Annotated in this window: 8 protein-coding genes; 1 reads left to right on the forward strand and 7 read right to left on the reverse strand. The window is 43.3% G+C overall.

Annotated elements, in window-relative coordinates; translation table 11 throughout:
• The first annotated feature begins 83 nt into the window (after window positions 1-83).
• A complete protein-coding gene (locus tag QUA03_RS11935; RefSeq protein ID WP_333212389.1) occupies window positions 84-977 on the forward strand; it encodes an ABC transporter substrate-binding protein in 894 nt (297 codons plus the stop codon).
• Window positions 978-1,425: 448 nt separating this feature from the next.
• Here QUA03_RS11935 and QUA03_RS11940 read toward each other — a convergent pair whose 3' ends face one another.
• The 7 genes from QUA03_RS11940 to QUA03_RS11970 all read right to left on the reverse strand — a co-directional run bounded on the left by QUA03_RS11940 (window position 1,426) and on the right by QUA03_RS11970 (window position 12,368).
• Window positions 1,426-6,771: an AAA family ATPase gene (locus tag QUA03_RS11940; protein WP_333212296.1), complete on the reverse strand. Its 5,346-nt coding sequence runs from the start codon at window positions 6,769-6,771 to the stop codon at window positions 1,426-1,428.
• 113 nt (window positions 6,772-6,884) lie between these two features.
• Complete coding sequence (locus tag QUA03_RS11945; RefSeq protein WP_333212298.1) at window positions 6,885-7,163, reverse strand: hypothetical protein; 279 nt, start codon at window positions 7,161-7,163, stop codon at window positions 6,885-6,887.
• Window positions 7,164-7,279: 116 nt separating this feature from the next.
• Window positions 7,280-8,620, reverse strand: a complete 1,341-nt coding sequence (locus tag QUA03_RS11950; protein WP_333212300.1) for a tetratricopeptide repeat protein — start codon at window positions 8,618-8,620, stop codon at window positions 7,280-7,282.
• Between the two features lie 59 nt (window positions 8,621-8,679).
• Window positions 8,680-9,534 (reverse strand): tetratricopeptide repeat protein, encoded by an 855-nt coding sequence (locus QUA03_RS11955; RefSeq protein ID WP_333212391.1) that lies wholly within the window; start codon window positions 9,532-9,534, stop codon window positions 8,680-8,682.
• Between the two features lie 87 nt (window positions 9,535-9,621).
• Window positions 9,622-10,410, reverse strand: a complete 789-nt coding sequence (locus QUA03_RS11960; protein ID WP_333212302.1) for an SAM-dependent methyltransferase — start codon at window positions 10,408-10,410, stop codon at window positions 9,622-9,624.
• A 216-nt stretch (window positions 10,411-10,626) separates the two neighbouring features.
• Complete coding sequence (locus tag QUA03_RS11965; protein WP_333212304.1) at window positions 10,627-10,791, reverse strand: AAA-like domain-containing protein; 165 nt, start codon at window positions 10,789-10,791, stop codon at window positions 10,627-10,629.
• A 296-nt stretch (window positions 10,792-11,087) separates the two neighbouring features.
• A complete protein-coding gene (locus tag QUA03_RS11970) occupies window positions 11,088-12,368 on the reverse strand; it encodes a glycosyltransferase family 4 protein (protein ID WP_333073645.1) in 1,281 nt (426 codons plus the stop codon).
• Window positions 12,369-12,472 lie beyond the last annotated feature (104 nt).

A 12,472-nucleotide genomic window follows, 5' to 3' on the forward strand; every position in this document is an offset into this window, starting at 1 on the left:
TCTGACTACTTTTTCTTTGAAGCATCTTCTCAAATCCCCTTGACAACTGCCATCCAAGCTTAACTTGTTACGAATGCCCAGAGATTGCCTCGCAAATTGCCAGTGCTTTAGCAAATAACTCTGAAGTTTTAGGAGTGATCGGGCATTTTAGTTCTGACGCAACGCTAGCAGCCAGCAAGATTTACCAGCAAAAACAATTAGTAGCAATTTCTCCCACAAGTACGTCGGTGCAGCTTTCAGGAGTTGGCAACAATATATTTCGGACAGTGCCGAGCGATCGGTTTGCGGCTAATGCTATTTCCCGCTATATGCTGACAAAATTGCAAAAGCAAAAAGCTGCTGTATTTTTCAATTCTGCTAGCAATTATAGCAAATCTTTAAAAAGTGAATTCACTACTGCTCTTTACGGAGATGGCGGACAAGTAGTATCGGAATTTGACTTTGCTAAGGGTAATTTTAATGCTGCCGAGAGCTTTAAAAGTGCGATCGCCCAGGGAGCAGAAGTGATTGTTTTAGCAGCCAATACCGCCACGCTCGACCAAGCTTTGCAAGTAGTGCAAGTAAACGCCAAACGCCTGCAGTTACTAGCAGGAGACGATGCTTATACTGCTAAAACACTGCAAATCGGTGGCGCAGCCGCAACAGATATGGTGCTAGCTGTTCCTTGGCACATTCTCGCAGATCCGCAGTCAAACTTTCGCCAAACATCCAAACAACTTTGGAATGCTGAAGTAAGTTGGCGCACAGCTTTAGCCTACGATGCGACGATCGCCTTAATTGCCGGTTTAGGGCGCAATCCGACTCGTACAGGTATTCAACAAGCGTTATCGGCGTCAGATTTTTCCGCAAATGGAGCATCGGGCCCGATTCGGTTTTTACCTTCGGGCGATCGTAATCGCGCAGTTCAGTTAGTAACTGTTAAACCCGGAAATCGCACCAGTTACGGTTACGATTTTGTGCCGATATCTGGTTTGTAAACTATTGGCGATCGCCCAATTTCGGTTATACTATTCATTGGTAATTTCTAGGGTTGGTCAAGCAGAAAGGCTTACGAAATGAGTAGTTATATCAAATCCGCTTGCCTCGGAATTAATATTACGCACAATCAGGAAACGGCAGTGCCATTTCCCTACAATTAATCGGGTGAGAATTACATCTCTCATTAAGTGTTCTTGATTATTTGGGCGTAGGGAAACGGCATTGCCCAAGGCGTGTCAACTTAAGCTTTTAGTCCATCAATCCTCCCGCCTACCCGCCAGTCCGCCAGGGGTTGAAACCCCTGTCTAATAGCAAAAGTCCTCTGAAGAGGACTGAGAATAAAAATTTTTAAACTCATTAGTCCTCTTTAGAGGACTTTAGCTTTGAGGCAGGGAATTCATTCCCTGTCGGACTGTGGGACAGTCGGACTACTAAATTCTCCCATACTTACTTCTGTTTGATTACAACCAAAGTAATGTCATCAAATACTTTTTGCTCCCCGATGTATCGCCGCACGTCGTCAATAATAGCTTGCTTGATTTCTGCTGCTGACTTTTCCCTGTTAATGGCAACAAGTTCAATCATTGGCTCAATACCGTATTCCTTTTGATTCATATCAAAAGCTTCGGTAATTCCATCTGTGTAGAGTACGACAACATCCCCGGAATTTAACTCTATTTCAGTAGTAGCAATGAAATCGGCAATATCTGGTTCCAAGGCGATGGGAAAGCCTAACTCCATCGTATCAATCCGCTCTACTTCGCCACTGGAACGCACGACAATTACCTCTTCGTGCTGTCCGCTCAAACGCAGGATGTTGTCCCCCCGATATTCCAGCAAAGAAAGGCTCATACTTTTACCGCAATTGATGCGCTCTACGTTGTCAAAAAGCGTTTGGTTGACTGTCTGCAATAATTTAACTGGGTCGGTTTCATTGTGAACTAACAAAGTGCGAATTGCTGTTTGTGCCATAATCATTAACACGCCGCTTTCTAAACCGTGTCCTGTCACATCGCCGATGCCAATTGTGGCTTTACCGCCGTAATTTAGTACGTCGTAGTAGTCGCCGCCAACTTCATCAGCGGGTTCCATGAATGCAGCAATTTCTAGCCCTTCAATTGACTCTAATTCCTGCTGTTGAGGCAAAATCATTTGTTGCAGGCGGCGGGTTACGTCTAGTTCGGCACTCATGCGAAGGTTTTCTACTTTTAGCCGATCGTTCAAAACCAATATTTCTGCATTAGCTTGGGCTAATTGTGCGGTGCGATCTTCTACTTTTTGCTCTAAAGTTCGGTTGTAATCTTCTAATTTTTCGTAGAGAGTTGCATTTTCAATCGATATCGCAGCTTGAGCGGCAATGATTTTTAAAGTTTCCACTCTTTCCGAGGTAAATGCGCCGATCGCCAAATTATTTTCTAAGTAGAGAATTCCACCTAGTTTGCCTTGATTGAGTAGGGGAGTGCAGAGAATCGATTTGGGTTGAGTAGCGGTAATGTAAGAATCGCCAGTAAATAGTCCTTCATGGGTGGCGTTATTTAATACTACATTTTCGTGGCTGCGAGCGACGTAGTTAACGATGGCGGTTGACAGCAGGGGCATTCCAGTTGCAGTATCTACGGAATCTACGGCAATGGATTGCATAATGGTAATACGATCGCATTCTACTGCTGCTTCCGCTTCAATCGCCCAATTTCCGCCTTTATCCAGAATGAGAAAACCTTTTTGGGCGCCTGCGTTTTCAATCACAGTTTTCATCACCTGGTTTAACAATTGTTCGAGAACGATTTCACCGGAAATAGCTTGGGATGCTTTCATTACTGCGGCAAAATCTAGCGCTTCGCCGGAATTGCTACCAGTTGTGGTGATTGGATTGATGGTATTATTTTCAGTAGCTGTTCGGGTTGAACCAAGCGACTGAATGGCTAAAAATTGCGGGTATCGCGCTTCCAAATCTTTGACTTTAGCTACAGCCCCCCAGCGCTGATAAGCATAGTGGGCATCTTGCAGGTAGTGACGGGCAACATGATTTTGATTTCTGGCTAAATAAAACCTGCCTGCTAGTTCGTAGGCGAGGGCTTCTTCGTTGAGATATTCGTTTTCGCGGGCTAAGATGATGGCTTTGTCGTAATATTCTCTGGCATCTTTATCGTTGCCTAATACGCGATCGCGTTCCGCTTCCACTAGATAGAATTTGTGCAGGTAATTCATGGGAGCCTGCTTTGCCCATGTTTCCATTTTTTCTTGTTTAGCAGCCACCTTTGTCAGGATTTCTTCTCTTTCCGTTTCTGAGGAATTAGGATATAGCGCCAATCGGGCTAACATATCATACAAATAGACAGGAGGGAGAATATACGAAGAACCTGCATTAGCTGAGTATTCTTCAAAGCAGTCGGCATTCTCAACAGCTTGCTGAAATTCCTCAAAAATATAACAGAGAGTAACTTTATGTGAATAAGCTTGCATTAGCGCAGTTCTATCGCCACTTTCTAGATGAATTGGTATCATCTTTTCTTCATCATATACTTCACCAATCAAACGGCAGGGATTTTCTGCTTGTCCCATCAAGTTTAGGATCGCCTGCATATAAGTTTGAGTCCAATGAAGGTAAGGTTCCTGTTTAGTTTGATAAGTAACTTCAATTGCTTTTGCCATCTTTTTCTTCGCATCCATCAACTCCATACCGCTTAGGTACAAAGCGTAAGCATGGCTAGCTATAGCACTAGCAGCATATTCAATATCTCCTGTTTCTATGCCACTTTGATAAGCTTCCATACAAAAAGATGATGTATCTTTGAGAGGTTCATTCCAATGCTTGAGAAATAGATGATACATTGCATAAGTTCTGGCTTTGAATGTTTGATCTTTGAACCGTTCTAGTAGCTTCAAAGCAATTTGACCAAACTGATAGCCAGTGTCAATTTTTCCTGTTAGGCATAGGATTAGCCCATAACCTACGTATGGAAAAGCAGAATCAGCGGAATTACCATACTGAACTGATAAATTGACCTGTCTGCACCAATTTACCAAGCTCAGTTGATTAATTGCTATGAACGCAGGACCAAATAAGTAGTTCATGATCCTCATAGCTGCCAGTTTATGCGGATCTACCATTTGGGGTAAGTCGATTAGCTCCTGGACTTGCCTACCTGCTAAGGCAAATTTTATCTGCTCTATCTCTCGTGTCAGATCCGATTGGTTCGGTCGTTCCGGTAATTCTACCCCTAGTAATTTCATAACTTCTAGCCCAATGTCGATCGCCTCCATAAATTTCGTTTGGGCGCAATAAGCTTGCATTTTAATTTCATATATTTTTACTTTTTCTAACAGCGTTTGGGCTTTTTGCAAAACTACCGCAGCTAAGCGCTCCATTTCATCGTAATTAGCAATTGTATAAGCTGCTTCTGCTGCTTCTAAATGCAAATCTAAGGTAAGGTTGTACTGCTGCAACCAACTCTTTTTATTTAACAAACTTAAGCCGATCTGAAGGTAATTGAAAGCTGGTTGGCTAGCCGCTGAAGATTTGGCTTTTTTACCGACCTTTAAGTTTAATCGAGCTAACTCGTATCGCTCTATTTGTCGCTCAATCAGCGCACGGCCTTTGTTCAACTGATTGACAATATCAAACAGCTTCTGTGACAATTCTTCAGATGATGTATTTTGGAGTAATAACCTTCCCACTCGCAGATGTACTGACTGTCTATCTGCTTCGGAGATGAGAGAGTAAACTGCTTGTTGAATGCGGTCGTGGGCAAATTTGTATTCTGCAACTAACTGATCTGACAAACCTGCTACATCAAGTTCCGCCAACTGATAAGCATGGCTGAGGGGTATAATTAGACCAGATTGGAGTGCTGACCGTAAATCGGTTGCTGTTTCTTGGAGAGATTTTTCATAGATAATCGCCAGTGTTTTCAAGTCAAACTGATTTCCTACGCAAGCTGCTAATTTCAATACTGCCTGAGTTGCTGTCGGGAGTTTTTTTAAATTTTGGCTCGTTAGTTCTAAAACGTTATCTGTAAGCGGTTGCGCTTTGATTTGTTCTAAGTCCCACTGCCATTTCTGAGATTCGTAGTTAAAATACAACCATGCTTCAGAATGCAGGGATTTTAAGAATTCATTGATAAAAAACGGATTACCACCTGTTTTTTGCTGGAGCAATTCGGCAAGTGGCTTAACATTTTTTGATGCCGCAAAAAACGTATCAACTAAAAGTTGCGTAATATCGGTTAAGGCTAAAGGTGCCAGCAATATTTTATTAATGGTTGTTACTTTTGCTTTGGCAATATTTTCCAAAATTTGAGTTAGCGGATGCGCCTCGGTTACTTCATTATCGCGATAGGCGCCCATGAGAAATAGATATTTATTATCTGCTACTGTCATCAGCAGTTGAATTAATTCCAGCGAGGCTATATCTGCCCACTGTAAGTCGTCTAAGAAAATTACTAATGGATGTTCGGGCTGAGTAAATGTATTAATAAATTTTTGCAAAACCCGATTAAAGCGATTCCTCTGTTCTGCTGGCGGGAGATCTGGTAGGGGTGGTTGGGAACCAATAATTAGTTCTACTTCAGGAATAACTTCAACGATTACCCCTCCAGCTTCCCCTAATTCCGCTTGGAGTTTCTCTCGCCACTTGCTAATTTGGGCATCGCTTTCTGTTAGTAACTGCCGTACTAACGAACGAAATGCCTGAATTAAGGATGCGTAGGGAGTATCTCGTTGAAACTGGTCAAACTTACCAGAAATAAAATAACCATGTTGGCGAGTCAGCGGCTTATATATTTCTTGTATTAATACAGTTTTTCCAATCCCAGAATATCCAGAAACCAGCATCATTTCACTGGTTCCTTGACTAACTCGCTCAAAAGCAGCTAATAGGGCAGAAATTTCCCGTTCTCGCCCGTAGAGTTTTTGGGGAATTTGAAATCGATCGGAAATATTGTGCCGAGCAATTGGGAAAGGGTCAATTTGCTCTTTGCTCTGCCACTGTCTGAGACATTCTTGTAAATCTGCCTTTATTTGATATGCTGACAAGTAGCGTTTCTCAGCATTTTTTGCCATTAATTTCAACACGATCGCCGAAATAATTGGTGGAACTTCTGGTTTGAGTTCGTGCGGTGGGGTAGGTTGTTTAGCAATATGACAATGCACTAATTCCAAAACATCATTCGTGGGGAAAGGTAACTGTCCGGTTAGTAATTCATAAAAAGTTATCCCCAGAGAGTAAAAATCAGTGCGGTAATCGATTGTTCGATTCATGCGACCTGTTTGTTCTGGCGAGATATAAGCCAGCGTTCCTTCTAATACGTTCGGGTTAAGAAAGGTTGGGTTTTCTTGCGACAGTGTTGTGGAAATTCCAAAATCAATTAGCTTCAGCTTACCTGTCTGCTGATTTAAAACAATATTTGATGGGTTAATATCTTTGTGGATAATGTGCTGCTGGTGAACCTGACCGAGAATGTCAACAATTTCAATTGCCAGATGGAGAAATTCAGCAATTGTAAATTGTTTCTTAGCGATTATCTGATTGAGGGATTCGCCACCAAAATCTTCTAAGGCAATTACCCACTGATTTTCTAGGTTTTGGAAGCTGTAAACATCTATTACGCCTGGTAAGTTAATGTTTTGGGTTATTTCATACTCTCGCTTAAACCAGGCAATTTTTTCAGGTGAAGGATAGGATTCTTTGAGCATTTTTAGGATAACAGGCAGATTGTCTGCTTGCCGATATCCGCGATAGACTAACGAGTTACTGCTCTCATGCAGTTTTTCAGTAATTTGGTAATTTTGCATAGTTAGGTTTTTATGACAAAAAACCGCAACAAGTGCGGTTTGAGCTTGTGAAATATCAATCTACTTTCTAAAAGTGTAGACAATTATGAGCGGTTTGACTTCAATACCACATCTTACTCAGAGTCAGGTTTGGGGTCTGACGGTGGAGAAGGAGGAAAAGGGTCTGGATCTGGCAAGGGATCGGGGCCTGGATCGCTAGTGGTAATGGCAAGTGAAATTAGTTCGTCTGCAAAGAACGCTGCAATTTTAGCGGAGTCTTTGCTCATCATTGCAGTTTGCTCTGCTTCAGATAAACCTACCTCGTCCATTAAAGACCTGGGGTTATTGATAAAAACACTTTGTTTGTTGGTGTCAAGTGCTAAATCTGTTAATAAATCAAACAGTTTACTCATGAGAATCATCCTCATCTTTAACGTAGTGAACAGTGAATAATGTAAGCTAATCGTCGTTAATTTTTGTCAGTCAATTCCCTTGAATTAGGGGTTTCTGTACTCGTTTCAGAGAACTCTCATTGTAATCCAACGAGGAACTTTCCAAATATCGTTCGCCGTTGTTCCTCCGAAAGTACTGGAGTTTGATAAAGCCTTTCCCCGGTGTAGTAACGATTGATTGCCGCCGCAAGCTCCCGATAAGGTTGTGCTGTTCCAATAATACTGTCTTGATCCAGAATTTCGCTGAAGTCACTAAGCAAGAAAAGAACAATGCTACATGTCTCCGTCAGGGCAAAATTTTTCCATAGCCATAATAGTGCCTTCTCGTCAACTTTTGAACTAGGGTCATCTTCCACATATTTCAAAATAAGCTGTGTTAATTTATGATCGTTCCCAGCCTCCTCCTTTATATTGTTCAAAATCTCAAATTTTGTTTGCTGAGCACGAATTTGTTCTCGTAAGACGTTTTTACATATTTCAGAAAATTCTGACTCTCCGTCTTGAAAGAATCTTTGTAATTTTGATTTAAACTTCTGAATCTCCTGGTCTGGTAAAGGCTCCCCCCTATGCTGTTCCTTCTTTTGGTTAGCTTCAATTACGGTAAGAATTAGCTGAGCAATCAAGTCACCTGGTTGAAGTATCAAGGCTTGTTGGGCAAAAGCGATCGCTCTACCGTAGTGTTTGTCTTTCCGTTTTTGGTCTTCTTCTTTTTTCGTTAAATAAAAAGACAGCAATGCGTGTTCATGAAGATTTACCCTCCTAGTCGCTAAGAATGGAACCGGAGAAGGAGAATTTTGCAAAACCCCCATTTCCGGAGATATTACTGTCTCTACTTCTAAATCCCAGTATGAATCCTCGTATTCTTGAGCCAATCTGTAAACCGTTGCTCGCATACCCCATGCCCAAGCGTATGTGGGGATAAGTTCAATCGCTCTGTTAAAACATTTCAACGCCTCTTCTTTACTGGGGATATCTATCTCATTGGTACTTAGCAATTGTAGCTCGCGAGTCATTTCCAGGCGGTAGGTTGCTCCCAAGTGAGCTAATGCCCACGCATAGTTGCTTTCTTCTGGTTTTTTAGCATTAAGTGCTTTTGTGAAATGTTTTTTAGCGCATTCAAGATATTCCGGTTTCCGATTTTCCGCAATTGCCCGGAGACGATAAATTTCACCTAGCTGTGCATGTGCCCAGAAATACAGATCCTTCTCTTTGCTCGTCGCTTTCTTTAAATAATCTTCTGCTTTCCCATAATCCATCCACTGGCAATAAATTGCTCCTAGATGAGCATTGACCCAAGCATTGTCTGGATACTTTTCTAGGAGTTGTTCAAAAAGCTCGATCGCCTGTTCGTAAGCCTTTGACAAGCGAAAAGTTTCTGCTCTTTGAGCAATCATCTGATCGTTGAGATCCATCTGCATAAAATCCTCCTGAAATGTTACTTGATGTTGAATTACTTGAACTTTGTTTTCTCAAACACTTAACTAGCGAGTAATGCCTGAGTTCTTGGGTCGTCCCGCCAATCCAACCAAGCTGGATCGTGACCCACTAACTCAATGGCTTCATCATTGATAGGAATAGCTTCTCGCAGATATTGCCATGCTTGTTCGCAGTTCCCTGCCAAAATTGCTAAGCCGCAGAGTCGGTAGAGAATATCTCCCCGATCGCCTGTATCCCATTGAGCAAGCAATGCTGTCCGTGATCGCTCGATTTCGCTTGCTGCTTTGTCCACTCCTTGCCAACGCGCTTTAGATACTGCAATGCAGTACAAAGCTGTCGTGTCATCAGAAACCTGTTGCAACCTCTGCTCGCAACAGGCGATCGCCTCAGAATATTGACCGTCATAGCAAAGGATCAACCCTTTCTCAATTTGCCAATTTTTTACAAATATGGTTCTGTCAAGGGCGATCGCTCGCTCGAAGTCAATCAGAGCTTGATCGTAGCTTTTAATCAAGGCATAGACGCGGCAGCGATAAGCGATCGCCCAAACGTAATCCGGCTGACGCTCAATTGCTCGATCCAAGTCACCCAACGCCTTTGTGTAATATGCTTCTCCCAGAAAGCGGTAGGTTACGCCTCGGTGTGCGATCGCCCAAGTATAATCAGGCTGCAACTCGATTGCTCGGTGAAAATCTGCAAAAGCCTCCTGATAGCGTTTCATCAGATAATAAGTTTCGCCCCGGTGTGCGATCGCCCAAGCATTGTTAGGTTCCAAGTCGAGCGATCGGTTGAAATCATCTAACGCAGCTTCAAAATTTCCCGTCAGCCGATGAGTTTCACCCCGATGAGCCAGAGCCTTCCCATCGTCAGGATTTTCTTCTATATAAAGCGACATTACCACATTTTTTCTCCTCTAACACATACACTTTTTATCTGCTGGACAAAAAGTGTAGTTTTTACTACATTTGCTTGGCAAAATACCTTAAGTTTCTTTAACAAAAGACATACCCAACCGTGCCATCATTTCACTGTCTACAGGTGCAGACGCTTGAGGCGGAACATAAAGTGTCGAAACTAGAGTAACACGAGTTTCAGCCAGTTTGGACAGAGGAATATGCTGGATAACTGGCTCGCAAACCGGGTAATAAACTGCTGCTTCGTAAACAATTACTTCGTGGTCAGAACCATAGTGCATTTCTAACACTTCAGTTAACACCTTTAGACCGCGCAATTGAATCTCTTCTTGATAAAAACCCAGATTGCCGATCGTCGCAATCTGCCACAAAATTAAAGCACTGGTCGGGTCAAATTTACGCCCCCGAATCAGAAAGTCAGTGGCTTCAAAACTTTGACATCCGTTGCGTCCTGGGTCAAGACCCAAGTCAGCAAATAAGCAATCTTCCGCTGAAATTCCTGGCAACATTTGCGCCCGAAAGCCTTCGTGACGCGCCTGTTTAATCGCTTCATGGGTAGGGTAAGCAAAGACACCGGGATGACCGTAAAAAACCGCACATACATTCAACCCCTGACGAACCTCAGCCAAAATGCGATCGACCATCTCCCGGTATGTCTCTCTGCGCCGCTGATTGTTGGTATTGTAAGGCAAGGCTTCTGCGGTGGGATTGAGTGTCTGTAGCCATTTAGCAGTAACAGGATCGGCTACGGCGAACAGAACTTTGTCAGCTTGCTCGATCCACGCCTTCGCTGCTAAGGTCAGATGACCAACTAATTGAATTCCCGTCCCGACAACAGTTAAAGATCCCGTTTTCAAATGTAACTTCCTCCAAGCGATCGCAAAATGTGTTTCAGTTATGGTAGTAACGCAAATTGCTAGTTATATAATTAAAGCTGCTAAGAGGTAAGTTGTTACGCTCTTTTAGCTGTTATTGCAGCTCGGATAAAAGCACAGCAAGCAAAAGAACGTAGCATGATACAAATGACAACTTATCGTTGCTGGCTCGGTATTCCTGAAAAGTCCGATCGGCTGCTACTTCAAGCGATCGCCAAAATACTGCCCATAAAACTCGCAACTCACCGTCGCGAGATTGGCTTGTAAATTTACCAACCCCATACTTTCCCACTTAAATGCCTCCACTACATCCAATTCTACAGGTGTGCTGCTTTTTACCACTCGCATGAATGCTGCCAGCAACTATGGCTCCATTACGGTTCATTTAAGCTCGATCCGCCCTAGCCCCCCTCCTTAAAAAAGGGGGGGACAAGAACTTACTCTTGCGTCCCCCAACAATCAGCAGGGCGGTTTCATTCTCACCAAAATCGCGATTTTGACTCTTGTAGTGCCAAGAATGCCTACCCTCTCACAGACGATTTCACGGCGTTTCAGACATGGGGGCAGCCCCTACAAGAGAATGAAACAGCCATCTCCTGTGCGGTGTATTCGCACAGGAGAGGTTGTGAACCGGGGTTTAGTCCTGACCAACTTTATTGCTAAATTCTCACTGCAAAAGATGCTGCTAATTCCCGTTCTGGTTCCATACCAACTGTAGGCGGCATGGAACGATTTGCTACTTGCTCGATCAGTTGTAGATGTTGCGGCAGCATTTTAGCTAAACTGTAGCGTTCTAGGGCGGTTTGACGGGCTTTGATGCGAATTTCTGCCATGCGGGTAGGATGGTCTAAAACTTCATCAATGCGATCGGCTACTTGTTTCGGTGAGAAGTAATCGACTAGCAAACCGTTTTCTCCGTCGCGGATAACTTCTCTGACTGGCCCTGTGTCGGAACCAATTACTAAACATCCTGTTGATAAAGATTCAATCATCGACCAAGATAGTACAAAAGGTCTGGTCAAATAAACGTGTACGTCGGATGCTTGAATTACTTTTAGATACAGTCCGTAAGGTAGGGGCCCGACAAAGTGAACTCGCGACAAATCTAGGGGTACTTTTTTGAGCATATAGTCTTTGTAAGACTCGCCGTTTGGTAAAGAACGCCCATAACAAACTCTTTCTGAACCAACGATTACGACGTGACAATTGGGGCGGCGTTCTTGTACATAGGCGATCGACTCAATGAATTCGGGAAAACCTCGGTAAGGTTCCATTCCCCGCGATACGTAGGTGACAATTTCATCAACGCCAGACAAGTCTAAGTTAGGCAAAACCAGTTTAGCACCGGGGTCTGGTTTGAAGTAATCGGTATCTACGCCGTCGTGGAGTGTGGATAATTTTTGTTGTAATTCTGGCGGAAATTGCGATCGCTGCCAATAAGTGGGCGACAAACCCCAATCGCAAGAATATAAATCGATCAGAATCGGCGCATTTTTGATTCTAATTCTGGCCATATCGTCAACTGTTAAAGGTTCCGCTGGGTCGAAATCTGCGTCGGAACCAATAGCATGATAAAACCACTCGAAATAGCACAAAAGCGGCGTATTTGGAAAAGCTTCTTTGACAAATAATGTCGGCCCCCAACCGGAATGTCCGCAGATAATATCAGGTACGAAACCGTCTGCTTTGAGTTGTTCTGCCATTCTAAATACGGCTTGTCCGTAGATGACGGCACTTTCTAAAGGGCGGACGTATTGGTGAGTCTGCGCGTGGGGTTCCCGGCTGGGGGTAAATGCTGCTTTGCGAACGCCGGGAATGTTCCACTCTGGGCGCTCGTTTTTAGTACCGAAAACAATTTGATTTTTGGGATCTGCGCCTAAAGCCGTGATAATGTGGCGGTATTGGGCGGGGAAGTTGGGATGGAGAAATAATGCTTTCATTGTCAGTTGTCTGTTGACTGTTGACTGTTGACTGTTGACTGTTGACTGTTGACTGTTGACTGTTGTCTGTTGACTGATAACAATCTAAAATCTAAAATCGATTG

Source organism: Microcoleus sp. S36b_A4 (genome assembly GCF_036700645.1).
GTDB lineage: Bacteria > Cyanobacteriota > Cyanobacteriia > Cyanobacteriales > Microcoleaceae > Microcoleus.

Excerpts from the sequence above, each read along its gene's own strand:
- QUA03_RS11940 (WP_333212296.1), bottom strand. The coding sequence starts at position 6,771 with ATGCAAAATTACCAAATTACTGAAAAACTGCATGAGAGCAGTAACTCG.
- QUA03_RS11945 (WP_333212298.1), bottom strand. The coding sequence starts at position 7,163 with ATGAGTAAACTGTTTGATTTATTAACAGATTTAGCACTTGACACCAAC.
- QUA03_RS11950 (WP_333212300.1), bottom strand. The coding sequence starts at position 8,620 with ATGCAGATGGATCTCAACGATCAGATGATTGCTCAAAGAGCAGAAACT.
- QUA03_RS11955 (WP_333212391.1), bottom strand. The coding sequence starts at position 9,534 with ATGTCGCTTTATATAGAAGAAAATCCTGACGATGGGAAGGCTCTGGCT.
- QUA03_RS11970 (WP_333073645.1), bottom strand. The coding sequence starts at position 12,368 with ATGAAAGCATTATTTCTCCATCCCAACTTCCCCGCCCAATACCGCCAC.